At 70.2% G+C, this 20,415-nt stretch carries 29 protein-coding genes; 26 read left to right on the forward strand and 3 right to left on the reverse strand.

Annotated elements, in window-relative coordinates; translation table 11 throughout:
- The first annotated feature begins 9 nt into the window (after positions 1-9).
- From ACIP9H_RS40385 to ACIP9H_RS40405, 5 genes are read left to right on the forward strand one after another with little or no spacing between them, the layout of a single operon-like run.
- Positions 10-132 carry a hypothetical protein gene (locus tag ACIP9H_RS40385; protein WP_401963971.1) on the forward strand — a complete coding sequence of 41 codons (123 nt, stop codon included), beginning with the start codon at positions 10-12 and terminating at the stop codon, positions 130-132.
- Positions 129-1,757 (forward strand): hypothetical protein, encoded by a 1,629-nt coding sequence (locus tag ACIP9H_RS40390; RefSeq protein WP_401963973.1) that lies wholly within the window; start codon positions 129-131, stop codon positions 1,755-1,757. The genes ACIP9H_RS40385 and ACIP9H_RS40390 overlap by 4 nt, the downstream gene beginning before the upstream one ends.
- A 41-nt stretch (positions 1,758-1,798) precedes the next feature.
- Complete coding sequence (locus ACIP9H_RS40395) at positions 1,799-3,934, forward strand: hypothetical protein (RefSeq protein WP_401963975.1); 2,136 nt, start codon at positions 1,799-1,801, stop codon at positions 3,932-3,934.
- Positions 3,935-3,947: 13 nt separating this feature from the next.
- On the forward strand, positions 3,948-4,397 hold the full coding sequence (locus ACIP9H_RS40400) for a hypothetical protein (protein ID WP_401963977.1): 450 nt from the start codon (positions 3,948-3,950) through the stop codon (positions 4,395-4,397).
- A gap of 12 nt (positions 4,398-4,409) precedes the next feature.
- The gene (locus ACIP9H_RS40405) at positions 4,410-5,003 is read left to right on the forward strand and encodes a restriction endonuclease (RefSeq protein ID WP_401963979.1); all 594 of its coding nucleotides are present in this window, start codon (positions 4,410-4,412) and stop codon (positions 5,001-5,003) included.
- Between the two features lie 75 nt (positions 5,004-5,078).
- Here ACIP9H_RS40405 and ACIP9H_RS40410 read toward each other — a convergent pair whose 3' ends face one another.
- The 3 genes from ACIP9H_RS40410 to ACIP9H_RS40420 form a co-directional block, all read right to left on the reverse strand.
- Positions 5,079-6,077: a hypothetical protein gene (locus ACIP9H_RS40410; protein WP_401963981.1), complete on the reverse strand. Its 999-nt coding sequence runs from the start codon at positions 6,075-6,077 to the stop codon at positions 5,079-5,081.
- Positions 6,074-6,391 (reverse strand): PadR family transcriptional regulator, encoded by a 318-nt coding sequence (locus ACIP9H_RS40415; RefSeq protein ID WP_401963983.1) that lies wholly within the window; start codon positions 6,389-6,391, stop codon positions 6,074-6,076. The genes ACIP9H_RS40410 and ACIP9H_RS40415 overlap by 4 nt, the downstream gene beginning before the upstream one ends.
- A 78-nt stretch (positions 6,392-6,469) precedes the next feature.
- Positions 6,470-7,111, reverse strand: a complete 642-nt coding sequence (locus ACIP9H_RS40420) for a hypothetical protein (RefSeq protein ID WP_401963985.1) — start codon at positions 7,109-7,111, stop codon at positions 6,470-6,472.
- A 286-nt stretch (positions 7,112-7,397) separates the two neighbouring features.
- Here ACIP9H_RS40420 and ACIP9H_RS40425 point away from each other — a divergent pair, with 286 nt between their 5' ends.
- The 21 genes from ACIP9H_RS40425 to ACIP9H_RS40525 all read left to right on the forward strand — a co-directional run bounded on the left by ACIP9H_RS40425 (position 7,398) and on the right by ACIP9H_RS40525 (position 20,329).
- The gene (locus tag ACIP9H_RS40425; protein WP_401963987.1) at positions 7,398-7,628 is read left to right on the forward strand and encodes a hypothetical protein; all 231 of its coding nucleotides are present in this window, start codon (positions 7,398-7,400) and stop codon (positions 7,626-7,628) included.
- A 92-nt stretch (positions 7,629-7,720) separates the two neighbouring features.
- Positions 7,721-7,978, forward strand: coding sequence for a hypothetical protein (locus ACIP9H_RS40430; RefSeq protein ID WP_401963988.1), 258 nt, complete (start codon positions 7,721-7,723; stop codon positions 7,976-7,978).
- 79 nt (positions 7,979-8,057) lie between these two features.
- Complete coding sequence (locus tag ACIP9H_RS40435; RefSeq protein WP_401963989.1) at positions 8,058-8,399, forward strand: hypothetical protein; 342 nt, start codon at positions 8,058-8,060, stop codon at positions 8,397-8,399.
- 4 nt (positions 8,400-8,403) lie between these two features.
- Entirely contained in the window at positions 8,404-8,688 is a 285-nt protein-coding gene (locus tag ACIP9H_RS40440) for an HNH endonuclease (protein ID WP_401963991.1), read from the forward strand.
- A 2-nt stretch (positions 8,689-8,690) separates the two neighbouring features.
- Positions 8,691-8,999, forward strand: coding sequence for a hypothetical protein (locus tag ACIP9H_RS40445; protein WP_401963993.1), 309 nt, complete (start codon positions 8,691-8,693; stop codon positions 8,997-8,999).
- Positions 9,000-9,006: 7 nt separating this feature from the next.
- The gene (locus tag ACIP9H_RS40450) at positions 9,007-9,285 is read left to right on the forward strand and encodes a hypothetical protein (protein WP_401963995.1); all 279 of its coding nucleotides are present in this window, start codon (positions 9,007-9,009) and stop codon (positions 9,283-9,285) included.
- Positions 9,286-9,320: 35 nt separating this feature from the next.
- Positions 9,321-9,764: an AAA family ATPase gene (locus tag ACIP9H_RS40455; RefSeq protein WP_401963996.1), complete on the forward strand. Its 444-nt coding sequence runs from the start codon at positions 9,321-9,323 to the stop codon at positions 9,762-9,764.
- A gap of 403 nt (positions 9,765-10,167) precedes the next feature.
- Positions 10,168-10,446 (forward strand): hypothetical protein, encoded by a 279-nt coding sequence (locus ACIP9H_RS40460; RefSeq protein ID WP_401963998.1) that lies wholly within the window; start codon positions 10,168-10,170, stop codon positions 10,444-10,446.
- 142 nt (positions 10,447-10,588) lie between these two features.
- Positions 10,589-11,944 carry a terminase gene (locus tag ACIP9H_RS40465; protein ID WP_401964000.1) on the forward strand — a complete coding sequence of 452 codons (1,356 nt, stop codon included), beginning with the start codon at positions 10,589-10,591 and terminating at the stop codon, positions 11,942-11,944.
- Positions 11,941-12,159, forward strand: coding sequence for a hypothetical protein (locus ACIP9H_RS40470; RefSeq protein WP_401964002.1), 219 nt, complete (start codon positions 11,941-11,943; stop codon positions 12,157-12,159). The genes ACIP9H_RS40465 and ACIP9H_RS40470 overlap by 4 nt, the downstream gene beginning before the upstream one ends.
- Positions 12,156-13,478: a phage portal protein gene (locus ACIP9H_RS40475; RefSeq protein WP_401964003.1), complete on the forward strand. Its 1,323-nt coding sequence runs from the start codon at positions 12,156-12,158 to the stop codon at positions 13,476-13,478. The genes ACIP9H_RS40470 and ACIP9H_RS40475 overlap by 4 nt, the downstream gene beginning before the upstream one ends.
- The gene (locus tag ACIP9H_RS40480) at positions 13,475-14,338 is read left to right on the forward strand and encodes an HK97 family phage prohead protease (protein WP_401964005.1); all 864 of its coding nucleotides are present in this window, start codon (positions 13,475-13,477) and stop codon (positions 14,336-14,338) included. Before ACIP9H_RS40475 ends, ACIP9H_RS40480 begins: the two co-directional genes overlap by 4 nt.
- Positions 14,339-14,404: 66 nt before the next feature.
- Positions 14,405-15,646, forward strand: a complete 1,242-nt coding sequence (locus ACIP9H_RS40485; RefSeq protein ID WP_401964007.1) for a phage major capsid protein — start codon at positions 14,405-14,407, stop codon at positions 15,644-15,646.
- Positions 15,647-15,713: 67 nt separating this feature from the next.
- On the forward strand, positions 15,714-16,118 hold the full coding sequence (locus tag ACIP9H_RS40490) for a hypothetical protein (RefSeq protein WP_401964009.1): 405 nt from the start codon (positions 15,714-15,716) through the stop codon (positions 16,116-16,118).
- Positions 16,118-16,708 carry a hypothetical protein gene (locus tag ACIP9H_RS40495; RefSeq protein ID WP_401964011.1) on the forward strand — a complete coding sequence of 197 codons (591 nt, stop codon included), beginning with the start codon at positions 16,118-16,120 and terminating at the stop codon, positions 16,706-16,708. The genes ACIP9H_RS40490 and ACIP9H_RS40495 overlap by 1 nt, the downstream gene beginning before the upstream one ends.
- Before the next feature lie 15 nt (positions 16,709-16,723).
- Positions 16,724-17,545 carry a hypothetical protein gene (locus ACIP9H_RS40500; protein ID WP_401964012.1) on the forward strand — a complete coding sequence of 274 codons (822 nt, stop codon included), beginning with the start codon at positions 16,724-16,726 and terminating at the stop codon, positions 17,543-17,545.
- Between the two features lies 1 nt (position 17,546).
- Positions 17,547-18,026 carry a hypothetical protein gene (locus tag ACIP9H_RS40505; protein ID WP_401964014.1) on the forward strand — a complete coding sequence of 160 codons (480 nt, stop codon included), beginning with the start codon at positions 17,547-17,549 and terminating at the stop codon, positions 18,024-18,026.
- Between the two features lie 63 nt (positions 18,027-18,089).
- The gene (locus ACIP9H_RS40510; RefSeq protein ID WP_401964016.1) at positions 18,090-18,317 is read left to right on the forward strand and encodes a hypothetical protein; all 228 of its coding nucleotides are present in this window, start codon (positions 18,090-18,092) and stop codon (positions 18,315-18,317) included.
- A complete protein-coding gene (locus ACIP9H_RS40515; RefSeq protein ID WP_401964018.1) occupies positions 18,317-19,303 on the forward strand; it encodes a phage tail tube protein in 987 nt (328 codons plus the stop codon). Before ACIP9H_RS40510 ends, ACIP9H_RS40515 begins: the two co-directional genes overlap by 1 nt.
- Positions 19,304-19,312: 9 nt before the next feature.
- Positions 19,313-19,810 carry a hypothetical protein gene (locus ACIP9H_RS40520; protein ID WP_401964020.1) on the forward strand — a complete coding sequence of 166 codons (498 nt, stop codon included), beginning with the start codon at positions 19,313-19,315 and terminating at the stop codon, positions 19,808-19,810.
- A 27-nt stretch (positions 19,811-19,837) separates the two neighbouring features.
- The gene (locus tag ACIP9H_RS40525) at positions 19,838-20,329 is read left to right on the forward strand and encodes a hypothetical protein (RefSeq protein WP_401964022.1); all 492 of its coding nucleotides are present in this window, start codon (positions 19,838-19,840) and stop codon (positions 20,327-20,329) included.
- The last annotated feature ends 86 nt before the right edge of the window (positions 20,330-20,415 follow it).

The following is a 20,415-nucleotide window of genomic DNA, read 5'->3' on the forward strand; positions in this document are numbered from 1 at the left end:
CGCCTGTTGTTGTCGCCCGGCAGCAGCAGGCGGCACGCCTCCGACAGCACCGGCAACACCCGCCCGACCAGCACAAACGACGGCGACAACAACGACAACAACAACAGCCCGGAGGAGGGCAACACCCCGTGAGCGCCACCACCGCACCACAGACCGCCCCGGCTGCGTCGCCCACGACCGCAGCCGCGCCCGCGCCTCCGGCCCCCGCCGACGACCCGCACAGCAGCCTGACCGCGACCCTCGCCGCCGGCGGACCCGCCGTCGCCCTGATCTTCGGCTGCTGGCTGCTCCACGAGTTCGGGCCGTGGCTGCTGCTCGGCGCGATGCTGCTCGCCGCGGTCGCCCTGGCGGTCACCATCCGCATGTGGCTCCGGGCTCGCCGCCGCTCCCTCAGCCCGCGGCGGGCAGGCGGCGCCACGCGCGGCAGTCCCGCCACCCGTAGCGCGCGGCGTGGCGGCGGGGCGACACGGAGCGCCACCGCCACGGGCACCGGTAGCGGCCGCCGTAGCGCGGGCCGCAGCAGCGGCGGTAGCGCCACCCGGACCGCTCGTAGCGCGAAGCGTGGCGCCACCAGTAGCGGCCGTAGCAGCCGCGCCACGACCAAGCCCACCGCCACGACCGCCACACGCCCCGTGGCGCCCGCCCCGCGTAGCAGCGCCACGAAGCCGACCGCCACCGGTGGCGGTAGCGCCACCCCGAAGAAGCGCGCCACCGCCACCCGCACCCCGGCCGCACGCCGCGCAGCCCAACGCGCCGCCGCGGTCCGCCGGAAGAGCAACCCCACCACACCCAAGACCCCGCGGCGTCAGCGGACCACCACCGCGACCGGCCGGACGAAGACCGCGATCCCGCGCGCGGCCGCCGTGAAGGCGAGCCGGCTCGCCCGCACCCGCCGCGCCACCGTCCGCCACAGCAGCAAGGCGGCATCCGCCATGGCGCGCCGCATGCGCCGAGCCAGCACCAGCCGCGCCGCCGCCCGCGTCCGCCGCTACGGCACCGCCGCCTATCGTGGCGCCCGCCACGCCGGACGGACCGTCCGCCGCGCCGGATCCCCGTTCCTCGTCCACGGGTTCCTCGCCGCCGGACGCTCCCTCACCTGGGCGCGCCGCCACATGCTGCGCCTGGCCGCCGCCGACGGCGCGAACTGGTTCGCCCCCATCGCCCGGTGCGCCGCGCTCGGACTCGGTGGCGTCCTCCGCACCGGCCAGTGGGTCACCCGGCGCCGGACGGTCGCTGCCTGGATGCTCCGCCACCACGTCGCCACCAACGGCGGCACCCTCGGCGCCGCAGCCGCGCGCGCCGGACAACGACTCATCAGCCTCGCGCAGGCACCGACGGCACGCCCCGGCAAGCCCGTGCGGATCCTCGCACCCCACTCACCCGCCGCATTCCTGGGAGCAGCCATGGGCGCAAGCCAAGTCGACGCCATCACCGAGGCCATGGAGCAGTTCGTCGGCCAGTACGAGCCGCCGTCCGTCAACGACCTCACCGAGCACCTGCAGCAGTTCGCCCCGCTGTTCGAAGCGTTCGCCGGGTCCTTTGCCCGCCTCGCCGACCGCCTGCAGGACGACTACGCCGTCGAACCCGGCGTCGTCGACATGCTCCAGCAGCTCGGCAGCGCGAACGCCGGCATGACCGACCTGTGCAACGACGTCCTCGCCGCCTGGCGCACCGAGCAGGAAGCCGACCTCGTGCGGCACGAGGAGCCCCGCCCCAACGAGGGCGAGTTCTGGAACTACAAGTCCGACGGCGAGTGACCACCGCCGACTCCGCCAGACCACCGAGAAGGGACCGAGCAATGCCGAATGCCACCCAGCGGCCCGCTGACGCGTGGAAGCGCGGCCGCGCCGCCACGATGCCCACCGCCGGGGCGTGGGTGTGGGCGGCTGGCGCCGTCCTCAACAGCGCCGCCGACTTCACCCCGGGCAGCAACGGCAACATCGTGCTCGGCGGCGTCGCCCTGGCCGCCACCGCGGCCACCGGACTCGGCGCCTGGGCCAAGGGCGTAGAGGAGAAGCGCCAGGGCCTTCCCGGCATCAACATCTGGCAGGGCGCCTACCAGACCGCGTGCACCTGCGCCGCCGGGATGTGGGTTACCTGGGCCGCCGGCACCAATCCGTTCGGCCCGTACACCGTCGGGTCGCTCGTCGCCGGGACCCTGGCCGCCTGGCTGATGTACCCCTGGTACCGGCACTCCCGCCGCGCGGCCATCGCGCACGACGCCGCGAAGCGGACCGCGGAGGACGCGCCGACGGCCGAGGGCGACCTCACCGACTGGGAGCGCATCCTCGCCGACGCCGGACAGAAGGGCGTCCACGAAGCCGACCGCATCGAGACGCCCGGCGGGTACCTGCTGCGCCTCTCGCTGCCCGAACACGGCCGCGTCACGTACAAGACGATCGAGCAGTCCCTCGACCGGATCGCCGTCATCGCCGGCCGCCGACTCGGCCTGCGCAGCGGCGGCATCCGCACCGAGGAAGGCAGCAACCCGTCCGAGGTGCTGCTCCACATCACCGAGCGCGACGTGCTCGCCGAGCTGATCCCGCTGCCCCACGACCTCGCGCTGATCACCTCGAACGACCCGTTCGACATCGGGGTGTACGAGGACGGCACGCCCATGGAGTGGGACTTCCTCGCCCACGGGATGGTCGTCGGCATGACGGACGCCGGGAAGTCGAACTTCCTGAACGTCCTGGTCAAGAAGGGCGCGCAGATGGTCGACGTGCTGCTCGCCGTCATCGACCCCAAGGGCGGCCGCTTCATCAAGCCCTGGGTGCAGCCCCTGCTCGACGGGAAGATCCGCCGCCCCATCATCGACTGGGCCGCCACCAACACGGGCCCGCGCACCGAAGGCAGGCGCAGCCCCGACGAGTGGCACGCCATCCTCGACTACGGCTGCAACGAGATCGACCGGCGCTCGTCGCTCGGCCTCGGCGGCACCGAGAAGGCCACCACCTCACCCGAACTGCCCCGCATCGTGATCATCGTCGACGAGTGCACCGACGTCGTCACCGACCCCACGCTGCTCGCCAAGGTCACGTACATCGTCCGCAAGGGCAGGTCCGAGGGCGTCATCATCATCCTCGCCGGGCAGCGCGGCACCGTCACCATGTTCGGCTCCGGTGACCTCAAGAGCCAGATCCGCAACCGCGCCGGCCTCGGCATGACCAGCCAGACCGACGCCAACTCGGTGTTCCCCAACGCACCGAAGCTCGGCCGACTCGCGACCGCGCTCACCCACCAAGGCACCGTCCTCGTACAGCGCGGGCCCAAGGGCCGCATCCTGCCCGGCAAGAGCTACCGCATCGACCCCGAGCGCGACATCGAGCCCCTCACCGTTGCCCTCACCGGCCGACGCCCCGGCCTCCCCGAGGACGCCGCGGCTTACCACGGCCCTGCCTACACCGGCCGCTGGTCGACCGACCGCATCCGGCACCTCTACGCCACCGATACCGCCCACCTGCAGAGGACCGACACCCCCATGCCCGCCGCCCCGAAGCCCGACACGCCCGCCCACCCGGGCGGATCCACCATCGGCAGCACCGCGGCCCGCCTCGGCCTGCCGCCGTCCCGGATCCTCAGCGACCTCGGCATCGGCAAGACCGTCCCGCCCGAGCCCGAGGTGTCGCCCGAGGCCGAGCAGCTCGCCGACGAACTCGGCCAGTTCCTCCGCGAGCAGGCACCCGCCCCCGAGCCCGCGGGCCCGGTCGACGAGCGCCGCGTCTACATCCGGCGCCTGGTCTACGAGGCCGGCGCCGACGGCGTGCCCACCACCGAGATCTTCGCCCGCCTCCGCGGCAAGTACGGCGAGGGATGGAACCGCACCGTCGTACAGACCTGGCTCAGCGACGACGTCGCCGCCGACCGCATGCACCGCCCCCGGCAGGGCGTGTACGCACACGGCCCCAAGCCGACCACCACCTCGACGAACTGACCGGGGGACACCCATGGACCCGCACCGCACCGAGCCCGCCCCGCTCCTGCCGACCGCCGTACACCCCGCCACCGACATCGCCACCGCGCCCGACGACACCCGCGTCATCGGCTACCAGCAGTACGCCGGGATGCTCATCCCCGTCATCGAGCAGCGCCCCGACCCGTGGGCCTACGCCCGCCCCGCGCCCCGCGACCTGACGCCCCGCCCGCTCATCGACCCGATCGCCGCACGCCTGCTCGCCGGAGGCGTCGGCCTCGGCGCAGCGGGCGCCGGCGTCGGCTGGGGACTCGGACAGGTCGTCGCCGGCCTCGCCGTCCTCGTCAGCGGCGGCAGCCTGCTCGCCCTCGCGCTGCTGCTCGCCGTGATCCGGCTGTCCGGCAGCAGCTCGTCGACGACACACACCGAGACCCACATCCACAGCCGCGGCATGTTCAGCCGAGCCAACACGACCATCCACTGACCAGGGGGAGCCATGCCCAGCACCGCCCGCGCCGCCGCCCGCAGTCGGCAGGCACTCGGCACCACCGGCAGCCTGGTCGCTGTCGTGCTCGTGCTCGGCGTCGTCCGATGGCTGCAGCAGCACCAGGCCGTCGCCTGGTCCCTGGCCGCGCTGCTGCTCGCCGCCGCGGCCGCGAAGGTCACCGTCGCGGTGCGGAAGTACCGCAAGCGTCGCCGGAAGGGCCGGGCGACCGGGAAGTACCTCGCCCTCGACGCCGGGCGGTTCGAGCAGGCTGTCGCGGCCCTCATGTCGACGAGCGGCGCGACCGGCACGCGCATCATCGGCGGCTCCGGCGACCTCGGCGCCGACGTGATCGGCTACACCCGCAGCGGCCGCAAGGTCGTCGTGCAGTGCAAGCGGTACGACCGGAAGCCCGTCGGCAGCCCGGACGTGCAGCGCTTCGTCGGCACGGCCGTCCCGCACCACCACGCGGACGTCGCCGTGCTCGTGACGACCAGTCGGTTCACCGTGCCCGCGCTGCGGTACGCCAGCGAGCACAGCGTGCTCACCGTCGACGGCGAGCAGCTCGCCGAATGGGAGCGGACCGGGTATGTCGGTTGGTTGTGAGGGACGCGCTCGAAGGCCGATGTCCCGCCGCGACGGAGAATGGCGGTGGGACATCGTGCGTACACGTCTCCTGAGCTATGGCCGACCAGGCTCTTGGCCGTTTCGCGAGGCCAACTCAATTCCGCGGATTCCGCGGAGCCATGTGGCCAGCATGTAGAGAGCGCCAGCGCATCCCGCGCACCAGCCCCACCCCTCGGTCACCAGGGTGTGGAACCCGTCGTGTGCTTGGATGTAAATCACCAGAGCACCCACGCATACGGCGATGGCCGAGTTAGTCCTTGTCTTTGCCACGAGCAACCAGTCGATCGGACGCCACAGCGGCGAGGCAACATCGTGGGCGCGGAAGCGAAGCGCCGCGAGCACAAAGCCCGCCGCATCTACGACCCTGCCGAATCCCCCTACGACAACGCCTGCTTCAGGAGCGCCCGCCAGGTGCGCGCGCCACTCGTCAGCGACCCCACTGCGGCGCTCACCAGCGACAATCACGGCCAGATCAGTCAAGCGCGAACTGAGGGAGTTAGTGAAGGCGTTTCGCAGCCACTTGGCTACCCGCGCAGACGGCACCTGCGCTGCCTGGCTCTCGTATCGGCCCCAATCCGCAACGTACTTGCTAGTCAATTCCTCCCAGCGACTTTTCAGTACCTCGTGCTCGGCGAAGTGCAAACTCAGGAATTTCATTCGGTCGCCGATTTCTACGGACCGTACGACGCCGCCCTTATGGGAGGCCCAGCCAGGGTTTGCGATGGCCAAGCGTTCCGCCTCTGCGTTCAGTTCCTTGAGCTCCCGCTGCCACCTGGCGAAGGAGACTTGCACCGCAAAGTGAGCTTCAGTTGCCGCGCTGCGGCTCGCTTTCGCTGTGTCCATGGCTCGTGCCATCTTGAAAGTCGGGAACGCCTCAACCTGCAAGGCCACGATTGGTAGCACCACGACAGCCATGCGTACCACCGTGGTGAGTGTTAGGTCGTGGGTAATATCACGCAATGCCACAATGAGGGAAACCGCCGAGACCCCCAACGCAATAACGTATGTCACCCGTAGCAAGTTGTAGCGATGTTTCTGGAGCAAACTCTTCACGCCACGCCTCCGGAGAAGCGCGGGATCCCAAATCGACGGGCGTGGCGCGCATCAAGGGCGGTGGTGGCCTGAAGGCGACCAGCCCCCGTCAACGAGTAGTACGTACGGGGAGGGCGACCGGGGTGGGGCTCGGCCTCGATCCTGGTCTCGACCCAGCCGAGCCCCTTGAGTCGGTCGAGGATTGGGTACACGGTGCCGGAGCCGAGGTCTGCCTCACGGCAGATGCTGAGGCCCCATGCCGGCGAGTCGTCCGTCGAGGCTAGGAGAACCTCCAGCACGGCGATCGTCGGCTTCGTCAGCCTTGGGACTGTCATGCCGTCAGTCAACCATGTGTCGAGTACGAGTGTCGAGTACGAGAGATGACCCGCCGTCGGTCGGCCCGTCAGACGTTTCTACATGTCCAACGAGCGATACCGGCGGTCGATCCGCCAGGTGCGGAAACGGTGCAGCAGGCCCGGCGGCGGCGGATCGAGATCAGGCATGCCATCCAGGTAGCCCTTGGCGTTCTCGATGAAGTGCTCGACGGTGTCGACAAGATCAGCATTCCGGCGCACGTACACAGCGCGCAGCCGTGTGGCCTCGGTCCCGTTGGACAGCACTTCCGCGACCCAAGCATCCAAGTCCGAGCGCACCCCGTTGAGCACCGACAGGAAGCTGTCGGCGGTAGCGGCCTCAGTAGCAGTCACCGAGAGCCGCAGCACCGACTGCTGGTGCCACAGGGCCTTCATGGAGTCGGTGAGCGCGGCTTTCGCTTCCGACGGCGTCTCAAAGGGCTGCGTCGGGTGGGCCAGCATCACCTCAGTCACGGCGGCGAAGTGGGCCATGGCACCCCGGGCCTGCTCAACGGCGCCAAGGAACGCGGCATAGGCGTCGCGACGGACCTGCCAAGCCGCCTCATAGCGCTGGCCTCGGGCCTGGACGATGACCGCTTTCAGCGCCGCCTTGGCCTGCACTCTCGCGCCGGCGACCCCGATGATGGCGCCGAGAGCCGTGGCGCTGGCGCCGATGTAGGCGCCCTTGATGGTTGGGTCCACGGCCGAAAGTGTGCCGCACTGCCAAAGGGGCGCAGCGCCCGCCCAGGTAAATCGGCGCACCGATACCTCAACCTGACTTGACGTACAGCGATCACGTGTCGCACCCTTGGGGCAGACCGGCATGCCCGGAAACAGGCATTGCAACGGCCCCCGCCCACCAGCGGGGGCCGTTCGCGTTTCCAGACCCCCGCCGTCCGGTGGGCCCCAAGCGCACGGACGTAGACCCGTGGGGGCGTCTCTGTCCACCGCGACCGGACGGCGGGCCCCTAACACCTGAGGAGTCACCATGCACCGTGCCGCTGGCGCGGCCCTCGTCGCCCTGCTCGCCCTCGGCGGGCTCACCGCCTGCGCGGACGACGACAAGCCCGACCCCAAGCCGACCCACACCACGACACCGCGGCCGTCTGCGACGCCGACACGCCCGAGCCCCAGCTCGACGCCCACGCCGACCGCTGAACCCAGCGCCGAGCCCACGCCCACCGCGCCCGAGAGCGGCGGCGTCGCAGGCACGGTGTAGCGGCGCTCCTCACTCGATCACGACCTGGACAATCCGCCCCCCGGTCGCCCCGGCGTACGGGATGCTGCACCCCACACCATCGAGGGGGAGCAATGCCCGAGCCCAGCTACACCGACATCGAGCGCGCCGTACGCACCGAGAAGCGACAGCTCTGGACTGCCTGGTTCTGCGGCGGCGTCATCTGGCTGATCATCGCCTACGCCACCAAGGACGTACCGGTGCTGAGCGTCATCACGCAGGTACTGTTCTTCGCGCTCGGCATCGCCTTCACCGTCATCGCGATCAAGATGAGCCGGGCCCTCAACCGCAAGGCCAGCACAGCCCGCCGGCGCGTCCTCGGCGACGACTGACCCCCCGACACCCCGCGGCCCCGCACCCCACCGGGTACGGGGCCGCAGCCGTGCTCGCCCCCACCCGAGAGAGGTCCCCATGCCCGCGTACCTCGACGTGCTCCTGATCCCGCCGTTCAGCGGCGACGGGGAACGCTTCGCGCTCGTGCTCTCCGGATGGGACGGCCCGCCGCTCCCCGACGAGTACACGCAGCGCATCAAGGAGATGACGGGCGCGTACGCCGTGCTCGTCTTCGCCCACCCGGTCGCACTCGGCAGCCCCGACGTGGTCATGCCAGAGGCAGCCCCACACCCGCTCGACCAAGCAGACGGCGCCATCACCCTCAACGTGCACGGCGCCCCCGACCCCACCGAAACCGCCCGATACATCGAACGCGCCATCGGCCGGAGGCGGGGCCCAGGCAGCGCTGACCGGTCGTAGCGTCATGGCCGGGAACCCGCGCAACGGCCGCCCGTACAGATCACTCACCGCCCGGCAGCGCGCCAAGGGCCTGCCCTGCTGGTGGTGCGGCCAGCCCATCGACTACACGATCGTGGGCCTCGCAGCCCAGCGCAGCGCGGCCGCGTTCACCCTCGACCACGAGCTGCCCCTCAGCCGCGGCGGCGACCTGCTCGACGAGGCCAACGCCCGGTCAGCGCACCGTCGCTGCAACAGCGCCCGCGGCAACAGGCTCTCCGCCGCGCCGACCAAGACCTCGCGGAGGTGGTGACCATGGCCATAGGCAACATCCCCGTCACCATCCAGTGCCCGGCCTGCGACGCCACACTGCAGATCCCGACGAGCGCGCGGCAGACCGGCCTCGGCTACGCCGTACTCGACATCGACACGTCCGCCGTACGAGCCCACATTGCGCGGCACGAGCGGAGCCTCCGCTACCGGCTCACGCGATGGCTGCGCCGTCGAACCCGCCGCACCGCGACCGTGCGCCTGGTCAACAGCGAGGCCCGCTTCACCCCCGACCAGCCCCTCACTCCGTACTTCACGGGCGACGAAGCGCCCCCGTCCGAACCTCGGCCATGATGTCGGCATGACGACGTACAACGGGCCTGCCACGGTCGTAGCCAGTGGCACGGAATACCCAGTCACGGCCGAACTCACCATCTCCACCGACGGCGCCATGAAGGAATGGCGCGGCACCATCACGGCCCAAGACGAGGCAGCCGCCTGGGAGATCTTCAACACCGACAGCCCCAAGCTGCGCATCGATCCTGATGGTCAGGAACGCGACTTCATCACCTGGACCTACGACGCTGATGCTGCAGACGTGAGCATTCACGGCAGCGGTCCCGCGCCCTTCGGGAACTGACCCCATCCACCCGGCCGGGAGGGCGGTGACACACCGTGCTCTACGTCGTCACCGGCCCACCCGGCGCGGGCAAGTCGTCATGGATCCGAGCCCACGCCAAGCGCCGGGACGTGGTCATCGACCTCGACCTCATCGCCATCGCACTCGCCGGCCCCGGCAACGACGACCGTGACTACAGCGAGACGCTGCTCAAGGTCGCCCACCGCGCACGGCAAGCGGCGATCCACGAGGCCGAGCGGCACCTCGACCAGGCCGACGTCTACCTCATCCACACCATGCCGCAGGCCAAAGCCCGCGCGCACTACCGCAGACTCGGCGCCCGCATCGTGGTCGTCGACCCCGGCCGGCGCATCGTGGAGCAGCGCGTACGGGACATGAGACAGCCAGGCATGGACGCAGTCGTCACCCGCTGGTACTCGCAGCAGGCACGACAACGCGGCGCACAGACGACCGCAGCGCAGGCCTCGCGCGATTGGTAACTCAACGCGAACAGACGCGACACGAGGGGAGTCACCATGCGTCACGCCTCCTCAGCACCCCTCGGCAGCACTCGGAACCGTGATCGACGCGGCTTCGGCTCGCACGGAGGGGGCATGGGCATCCCGGCAGGGGTAGCGGTACGCGCCACCCATCGCAGGTCCCGAGGCTCGGGGCGTGAGAGTGGATCAAAAGTTCAGCGAAGGGGCGGGCGACCCAAAACGCCCTTGTCGCCCGTCTTTTTGCGTGAGCCGAAGCGATCTTGACCCATCCTCCGATGGATGCACAATTAGTGACTCTCCGTGATGCCCGTGCGCCATGCATGCATGTCACGCTGTGTCACTCGGCTCCCGCTATTTCCCCGACCGTAGGTGGTTGCCCAAATAGCGAGCGGGGGTGGCGACCGTGGGTGAGGTCGAGCAGGCCACCCGCGACGAGGTGATCGCCCTGAGGGTGTCGACCGTCGCACCCGGGTCCGTCGCCGTAGCGATCAAGCTTGCTCGCGAGATGGACGGCGCCGAAGGGGGCCCCCTCGCCCGAGTCGCCCACGAGTGGCGCGCCGTCATGGCTGACCTGCGCAGGCTCGCGCCCGCCGACCGGAAGGGGGATGTGGTCGATGGCATCAACGATGACCGAGCAGAGCGCAAGGCCCGACTCCGGGCCATCACATCCTCCGGTGAGTGAGCCCCTGTTCGGCCACCAGCGGCCTCGCATCACGACTGTCCCGTCGACGTTCGTTTCCAGTGCCGGGCAGGAGGCGATCGACCTAGCGCGACACGCTGGGCTGAAGCTCGACCCGTGGCAACAGCTGGTGCTGCACCAGGGCATGGGAGAGAACGCGGCGGGCGATTGGTCGGCGTTCGAGGTCGGGGTCAACGTGCCGAGGCAGAACGGCAAGGGCGGGATCATCGAGGCCCGCGAGCTGTGGGGCCTGTTCGTCGGCGGCGAGGAACTGATCCTCCACTCCGCGCACGAATTCAAGACCGCCAAGAACGCCTTCCGCAGGATCGAGCGCCTTATCAAGGGGTGCCCTGACCTGCACAGACGCGTCAAGCGGTACTGGCAGACGACCGGCGAGGAGTCGATCGAGCTGCACACCGGGGAGCTGCTCCGATTCATCGCCCGCTCGAAGGGGTCGGGCCGTGGCTTCACGGGGTGGACCAACATCCTCGACGAGGACATGATCCTCGGCGACGACGAGATGGATGCGCTGCTACCGACCATGGCGGCCGTGGCCAACCCGCAGATCTGGTACCTGGGGTCCGCGGGCATCGGGGCCCTGTCGGTGCAGCTCGGGCGGCTACGACGCCGGGCGCTGCAAGCCCTGGAGAAGGGTGTGCCGGATCCGAGTCTGGCCTACTTCGAGTGGTCCATCGACCCGCACGTCGACGAGTGCCGCCCGGACTGCGCGGACCATGATGACGCGGGCAGCGACGAGGCGATCCTCAAGGCGAACCCGGCGACCGGCTACCGGCTGTCGCTGGAGAAGTCCCGCAACGAGCGCCTGACCATGAGCACCGAGGGCTTCGCTCGCGAGCGGCTGGGGGTCGGCGTGTACCCGTCGGAGGAAGAGGACACCTGGTCGGTCATCGACGAGGACGCGTGGCGGGCGCTGGAGGACGGCACAAGCCGCCCCAGCGACCCGGTGGTGTTCTCCATCGACATGCCACCCGAGCGCTCACACGCAGCGATCTGCGTGGCCGGGCGGTCTGGCAAGTCGGTGCATGTCGAGGTCGTTGAGCACCGACCGGGCATCGGCTGGGTCATCCCGCGGGCCGTCGAGCTGGCCCTGAAGTGGGACCCGGCGGCGTGGGTCATCGACGGCGGCGGCCCAGCCGGGTCGCTCATCTCGGGACTGCAAGACGCGCTGAAGGCGGCGGCTGCCGAGCAGGGTGTCGACCTGAAGGCGCTGGAGGTCACGACCCCGAAGGTGCGCGAGATCGGGCAGGCCACGGGCCAGTTCATCGACTCCGTCGCTGACCAGACGACCGTGCACCTGGGGAACGCCCCGCTGACGACGGCGCTGGCCGGCGCCGAGCTGCGCCCCCTCGGGGACGCGTCCGCGTGGGCGCGGCGCGGCGTGGACGTCGACATCAGCCCGCTGGTCGCCGGGACGCTGGCCCGCTGGGGTCTGGTCACGCTGCCGGAGGAAGAGGATGAAGGAGCGCCGAACCTGTGGTGAGCGACGAGGAGAAGCGCCGCGCTGTGCCGTGGCTGACGCTGCTGGAGACGGCGTTCCTGCTGCTCGGACTGGTGGGCGTGGCGATGGTGTACGTCCCGGGCGCAGTGATCCTCGGGGCGGTACTGGGCGTGTGGGCCTGCGAGCGGGCCGCCGCCGACAAGAAGCGTGCTGCGGTGGTGCGGCGCGGTGATGGGGCGGGAGGTGAGCGGCAGTGAGCCTGTTCGGGCTGTTCGAGGATCGGGCGAGCATCGAGAGCCCTGCCACGTCGCTCACCTCCACATCGCTGCTGGAGTACCTCGGCGGCCAGCAGGTGGACTCCGGGATCTCGGTGTCGGAGAAGTCCGCGCTGCACATGCCGGCGGTGTGGCGTGCGGTGTCGGTGATCGCGGGGGTGGCGTCGGCGCTGCCGATGCCGGTGTACAAGACGGGCACGAAGGAGCGGGCCGAGTCGCCGCTGCTGGCTGATCCGCACCCTGATCTGACGCCTCTCGAACTGTGGCGGCTGACGTACGGGCACCGCGTCCTGTGGGGCAACGGCTACATCCAGAAGGTCCGGAACAACGCCAAGCAGGTCAAGGAGCTGTGGCCGCTCACACCGGACCGGGTGCAGGTTGACCGGGAGCGGCCGACCGAGGGCAACCCGAGCGGCAAATGGTTCTGGGTCACGGACGACTGGGGCGCGGTGTGGCGACTGACGCCGAACGACGTCCTGCACATCCCGGGCCTCGGGTACGACGGCATCACCGGTTGCTCGCCGGTCCGGCTCGCGGCGCAGGGCATCGGCCTTGCGCAGGCGGCGGAGAAGTCGGCGGCCCGCCTGTTCGGCTCGGGCAACATGATCGGCGGCGTGCTGCAGACCGAGCAGCGTCTCAACCCGGACCAGGCCGAGGCGCTCAAGCAGCGGTGGAAGTCCAAGATGGCCGGCCTGCAGAACAGCCACGAGGTCGCCGTGCTCGACAGCGGCGCGAGCTTCAAGCCCGTGACCATGCCCAACGTCGACGCGCAGTTCCTGGAGTCCCGGGAGTTCCAGGTCACCGAGGTGGCCCGGATGTTCGGCGTCCCGCTGTTCCTGCTGATGGAGACCGCCAAGTCCACGAGCTGGGGGACCGGCCTTGAGCAGCAGGCACAGGGCTGGGTCACCTTCGACCTGGCGCCGACCTGGCTGACCCCGACCGAGCAGCGGGTCACGAAGGAACTACTGCCGGGCACGCAGCAGTACGCGAAGTACCAGCTCGGTGGCCTGCTCCGCGGCGACAGCGCGGCGCGTGCCACGTTCTACCGGGCGATGCGCGACGTCGGCGCCTACTCGGCGAACGACATCCTCGACCTCGAAGACCGGCCGCCGATCGGTGCCGAGGGCGACCTGCACCTGCAGCCGCTGTACATGGCGCCGCTGGGATCCGACCCGCTGGCCAACAGCTCAGGTGGTGGCGCGGCCGGCGGCTCCAACGCGGCGCGCGCGGCCGCCCTGATGGCGGAGGCACACCGTCTCCTGCAGACCCCTGACGAGCCCGAGGAAGGCAGCCAGACATGACCCTGACGAGGACAACGAGTGAGGAGCGCCGCCGTCTGCCGTTGTCCACGGCAGAGGTCTCCGTACGCACAGACGAGGGCGACACGGTCGGCGCCCGCTTCAACGGCTACGCCGCGGTGTTCAACTCGCGGACCGCGATCGGGAATCCCCTCCGGTGGGGGTTTTACGAGGAGATCGCACCGGGCGCGTTCACGAAGACCCTGCAAGAGGGCGACGCCCGGATGCTCATCGACCACGACTCGTACTACGTGGTCAGCCGCGTGTCGGCCGGCACGCTGGATCTGGCCGAGGACGGCAAGGGCCTGGCGGTCGACTCGGCCCTCGACCCGGAACTGTCGTACGTCTCCGACCTGAAGGCGAACGTCCGCAACAAGAACATCACGGGCATGAGCTTCGGGTTCTACGTCATCAAGGACGACTGGACGTTGGAGACCGTCGAGACGTCCGACGGGCAGAGCGCCGAGGTCGAGGTGCGGCGCATCCTCGAAGCCCGCCTGATCGAGGTGTCGGCCGTGACGTTCCCCGCGTACGTCGACACCGAGGCCGAACTTGCCAGCGTCTGCAGCGCACTCGTGCACCGCGGCGACCGCGCCGCGATCGAGAAGCGCGCGGCGTTCCGTCCCGAACTTGGCGACCTGCTGCAGGTCGTCGACCCACAGGGGACCCGGCGGGACACCGCCGCCCCCGCCGATAAGCAGGAACAGGTCACCGACCGCGAGCCGGGTGAGTCCACTCGCGAGGACACGACCGAACCCGAGGCCACGACCACCGAGCCGGCAGCGACCACTCGGCGGAACGACGACTCGGTCGACATCCGTATGCGGGCCCTGGCGGCGCGCTACAACCTGCCCCGCCGATAGCCCGTACTCACCCCGCCGACCCGGCCACGGCCGGGCGTTCGGCATGCCCTGAAGGAGCACCCACCCATGAGCGAGCGGCTCAAGAAGCTGATCGACGAGCAGAACACCCTGTGGAACCGCATGCAGGAGATCCAGTCCGCAGGCGAGGCCGAGGGCCGTGACTGGACCGCCGAAGAGCGGACCAACTGGGACGCCGCCGAGGCACGGCTCACCGAAGTGTCCGGCGACATCGACCGCCTCAACCGCGCGGCGCACCTCAACTCCATCGACCGCGGCCAGATCGTCACCACGACCGGCGACCAGGACGACCGCCGTGAGGGCGGCGACGACCGGAAGAAGCGGTACGCCGACGCGTTCGGCCTGTACATGCGCGGCGGCATGGACCGCCTTTCCGTCGAGCAGCGCCTGCTTCTCGCCGACGGCCAGGTCGACATGCGCGCCATGGGTGCCAACGTCGACACCGCTGGCGGCTACCTCGTGCCCGACGAGTTCCGCGGCACGATGACCGAGGCGATGAAGGCGTACGGCGGGCTGCTGAACCTGGCGACCGTCATCCCGACGTCGACCGGCGCCGACCTGTCGTGGCCGACGAACGACGACACCGGCAACGAGGGTGAGATCCTCGGCGAGAACCAGCAGGCCGGCGAGCAGGATGTGCAGCTCGGCGGCCGGAAGCTGAAGGCGTTCACCTACAGCTCGAAGACCGTGCGGGTCGCGCTGACCCTGCTGCAGGACTCGGCGTTCAGCCTCGACACGTGGCTCCCGAAGAAGCTGGGCGAGCGCATCGGCCGGCGCGCGGCCCGCTCGTTCATCACGGGCACCGGCGTCGACCAGCCCGAGGGCATCACCACGAACGTCACGGTCGGTAAGACCGGCGCCAACGGCCAGACCACATCGATCATCTACGACGACCTCGTCGACCTGGAGCACTCCGTCGACAGCGCCTACCGAGCAAACGCGAAGTACCTGATGGGCGACACCGCGCTGAAGGTGATCCGCAAGCTCAAGGACGGCCAGCAGCGCCCGCTCTGGGTTCCGATCCCGGCACCCGGATTCCCCGCCACGATCAACGGGTTCGAGTACGCCCTCGACAACGGCATGCCTGCTCCGGCCGCGAACGCCAAGAGCCTGGTGTTCGGCGACATCGCGGCTGGCTACCTCATCCGGCAGGTGCTCGACGTGCAGATGATGCGGCTCACCGAGCGCTACGCCGACTATCTGCAGGTCGGGTTCCTCGGCTTCGCCCGCTTCGACGGCATGGTCGACGACACGCAGGCGATCCGCGCGTACGCGCACTCCGCGACCTGATCCATCCCAGCCCCATGGCCCGGAGCCGCGTGGCTCCGGGCCCGGCACGACATGAGAGGAGCGCGTCGTGAGGGACGCGTACAACAACGTCACAGAGCGCGAGACGCTGGCGATCGTCGCGCGTACCGCCTCGGCGAACGGCACCTCGGTGGACCGCAACGTCAACGGATGCATGTACCAGGACGCCACGGTCGTGGTCCACACGGGCACGATCACCGACGGCACCCACACCATCGAGGTGCAGGACTCCGACGACGGAACGAACTTCACGGCCGTCGCCGACTCCTTCCTGCAGGGAACCGAGCCGGCGATCGCGGCGACGGACGACAACAAGATCTTCGAGGTCGGCTACAAGGGCGGGAAGCGGTACGTCCGGGCCATCGTCACCGCGGCGGGCACCACGTCCGGCGGCATCTACGGCGCGACCGTGCTGCTGTCGAACCCGCGGGTCGCCCCGGTGGTGCACCCCTGATGGCGCGCATCCGCGTACTGGAGGGGGTCGCCGGCGACGACTTCTCGTGGGCGCCGGGCGACCTGGTCGACCTGCCCGATGACGAGGCTGCGGCGTGGGCCGACGGGCACCGCGCGCAGTGGGCCGACGCCGAGCCGGAGGCCGGGCGGGTCGAGGCACACCCGCGCGTCGTCACCACCAACGGCGACGAACTGGTTGTCGTCGAGGCGGTCGTCGAGCCGGTCGAGGACACGGGCGCCGACCCGGCCCCGGTCCGCTGGCTCGTCACCGTCGAGGCTCCGACCGCCGCGCCGAAGGACGGCGAGGACGACGTGCCCACCAGCGGCGAGCCGTTCGACCCGAGCGAGCACAACGCGGCCGACGTCCTCGGCTACCTTGCCACCGTTGGCGAGGCCGAGGCACTCCGTGTGCTCGACGCCGAGGCTGCGAGTGCGGCCCCCCGCAAGGGCATCGCGAAGGAGCGAGACGCGGTCCTGGAGCAGGCCCGCGCCCGCGACGCCGAGCAGGCCGCCGACGAGCAGCAGGCAACGGAGAAGGCCGCACAGGTCTCGCGCGGTGGGGGTCGCGGCGACGAGCACGAGACCCGGTGAGAGGGGTGGTGAGCCATGCCGTTCGATCTCGGTGACACCGTCCGTCTGGAGGCCGAGTGCCACAACGCGGGAGGCGTGGCTACCACCGCCGCCACCGCGACGCTGACGGTCACCTTGCCGGACGGCACGACCACCACGCTGGCCGTCCCCGCGCCGGGCGCGGCCGGGCAGTACCGGGTCGATTACGTCCCGGAGCAGCCCGGCCGCCACGCCGTGCGCTGGGTGTGGACCGACCCGGCCTGCGCGTACACCGACGCGTTCGACGTGCGCGAGCAGACCCCGCCGATGATCCTGTCGCTGCGGGACATGAAGAACCACCTCCGGATTACCAGCACCAGCACGGACGACGAACTGCGCGGCTGGATCGAGAGCGTCACGGAGGACATCGAGGGCTTCGCCGGGGTGTGCGTCCGCCGCACCTTCACCGAGCGCATCGACGTCCCGGCTCACGGCTCAACCACGCTGATGCTCCGCAAGCCGCCCGTGCTGTCGCTGACGTCGCTGGTGGCGATCCGCTCGGGCGGCCCCGCCTACGACCCCAGCGAGTTCGACGTCGACTCCTCGGGCGTAATCGAGCGCCTCGACGGCGGCCGTATCTACGGGCCGCTCCGCGCGGTCTACGTGGCCGGCCGGACCATCATCCCGCCGACGATCCGCGACGCCTCCAAGCTGATCGTGCAGCACCTGTGGCGCACGAAGTACGGCGGCAGCCGAGCGACGGCAGGCGCGGGCGAGGACTTCCTCGTGACGGAACCCACCGGCGGGTTCGGGTACGCGATCCCGAACCGTGCGCTGCAGTTGCTGGAACCGCACCGCCTGCCGCCGGGGATGGCCTGACATGGCAACGTCTGCGGCACCTGCCGCGATCGACGCGCTGCTCGCGATCCTGACCGCGGCAAAGGCACGGCCCGACTCGGCCCTCGCCGACGCCGAGGTCATCGACGGGCCCGCGATCACCACGCTGCCGGGCGAGGCGGTCTACGTCGGCTACCAGCCCGACGGCGACGCGGCAGTCGGCATCGAGCAGCAATTCGCCTCGGCCGGGGCCCGCCGCCGCGACGAGGCCCTCACGATCAGCGGCTACATCGAGGTGAACTCCGGCGACACCGAGATGAAGCCGATCCGCGACCGGGCGTTCGCGATGCTCGCCGTCATCGAGACCGAGCTGCGCGCCACCGACCTGACCCCTGACGCGCCGACGCTGGGGGGCGCGGTGCTGTGGGCGCACCTGACCGCGGGGAACCTGCGGCAGTACCAGAGCACTGAAGGCGTGACGGTGGGCCTGGCGTTCACCGTGTCCGGTCAAGCCCGGCTCTGACCCATCCCGTTCGCAGCCTGCCGCTGGCGGGCTGCTCGCCATGCCCTGAAGGAGATAGAGCCCATGGCACGAGTCCGATTCGTCGGCCCCGAGCCGGTCACTGTGCCGGAACTCGGTGACCGCGTGGTGGAGCCCGACGAGGTCGTCGAGGTCCCCGATCAGCGGTTCGAGGCCTACGTCTGCCAGACCACCAACTGGGAGTCCGTCGAGGAACCCAGGTTCGTCGACGAGCCCGCGCCCGCACCCGCGAAGAAGACTGCGGCCAAGACCCTGAAGGGAAGTGACGACTGATGGGCATCGGATCCGGTCTCGGCGCGCAGCTCGGTTGGGCGGCCGAGAGCAGCTACGGCACCTACGTGGCGCCCAGCAAATTCCCCGAGTTCACCAAGGAGTCCCTCGTTCTGCGGAAGCAGACCGCCCAGAGCGCGGGGATCGCGGCGGGTCGGCTGCTGGCTGGGGCCTCGCGCCGGGTGGCCACCACCCGGGACGCCGGCGGCTCCATCGACCTGGAGGTCCCGAACAAGCTGTTCGGCTTGATCCTTCAGGCGCTGATGGGCACGACCGTGACCCCGGTGCAGCAGGGTGCCGGTCCGGCGTACCTGCAGACTCACACCCTGGCGGACGTGGCGGGCAAGTCGCTGACGATCCAGAAGGGCGTGCCGCTGACGACGGGTGTCGTCACGGACAAGACGTTCGTCGGCTGCAAGGTCATCAGCGCCGAGTTCTCGTGCGAGGTCGGCGGCATGCTGGTCTGCACGCTGGAGATCGACGCGAAGGATTGCGACGAGACGCAGACCTTGGCGGTCGCGTCGTACCCGGCGTTCTCGCCGTTCCACTTCGCGCAGATGGCCTGCAAGATGGGCTCGTTCGGGACGGAGACCGCGCAGGACGGCATCCGCAAGGTGTCCGTGAAGATCGAGAGGCCGCAGGCCACCGACCGCTACTACGCGGGCGCGAACGGGCTGAAGAAAGAGCCGATCTCGAACGAGCTGGTGAAGATCAGCGGCACGATCGAGATGGACTACGTCGACACCACGATCGACGACCTCCACACCAGCGACGCCGGCACCAGCTTCGTGTGGGAGTTCATCGGCCCGACCATCGCGGCGACCTTCAAGGAAACGATCAGGTTCACCCTGCCGGTGATCAAGTTCGACGACGCTCCGCCGCAGGTCGAAGGGTTCGCGGTTGTCAAGCCCAGCTTCAATTTCACCGGCCTGTACGACGGCACCAACCTGCCCAAGATCGAGTACATGAGCACCGACGTCACGCTGTGAGGTGACCACGTGCGCGACGTACGGATCACCGGCACCGGCCAGTTGCTCGAACTCCAGCGGAAGCTCCGAGCTGCTGGCCACGAGAACATCCGGGCGTCGATGCAGCGCCGAATCCGCAGGGCCGCCGAGCCGCTGCGGGACGGGCTGCAGGACCGGGTGCGCACCCTGCAGATCCGGAGCCAGGGCCGCCGGGTACCCGGCGGCCCCAGCCCGAACACCCGACCCCTGCGCATCACCATCGCCAACGCCATCCGCATCAGCGTCCGGAACACCGGCACCCCGGGCGCCCGGGTATGGGTCGACAAGTCCGCGCTCCCGCCCGGCATGCGCAACGTCCCGGCCCGGCTGGACGAGGGCCGCCTCCGGCACCCGGTGTTCCGCAACCGGCGGCGCTGGGTGTCGCAGTACGCCGACCCCTGGTGGGACTCGACCATCCGCAAGCACCGGGCGCGCATGGAGCGCGAGGTCGAACGGGTCCTCGACGACGTCCGCCAGCGCCTGAACTGACAGCCCCCTCGAAGGAGAGAAGCCCCCATGATCGTCACGTACACCCCCGACGGCGGCACCCCCGAGCAGGTCTCCACCGAAGACCTGTCCGCGATCGAGTCCGCCGTGATCGAGTCGGCGACCGGCCTGGAGTGGGACGACGTCGAGCGCGCCCTGAAGTCGCAGTCGCCGACTGCGATGCGTGCAGTGCTGTGGGCGTTCCGGAAGCGGGCCGAGCCGACGCTGCGGTTCTCCCAGTGCGACGTCCCCGGCTGGAAGCGCCGGCTGAAGGCGCGGCTGGAGTCGTCGGAGATCGTCGAACTCGTCGAGGCACTGCGCGACGACGATGAGGCGCCCGAAGGGTCCGCCGCCTTCGAGGCGATGCTCGGCCACCTGCGCACCCTGGCGCAGGACCCCGCCGACGTCGAGCGCGCCATGCAGCAGACGGCCCCAAAAGCGCCGGCCCCGGCCGTCGTGGCGGCCGAGGCGCCCGCGGCCGACGAGCCGACGGACCCGGAGGAATCAGCGGCGACATCCTGACGTACCGCTGGCTGCTCGCTCACCTGCTGCACATCCGGCCGTGGGAGATCGACTGCCTGTCCCGCGAGGAACTCGCCTCCGCCATC

The sequence above is a fragment of the Streptomyces sp. NPDC088732 genome (assembly GCF_044751205.1).
GTDB lineage: Bacteria > Actinomycetota > Actinomycetes > Streptomycetales > Streptomycetaceae > Actinacidiphila.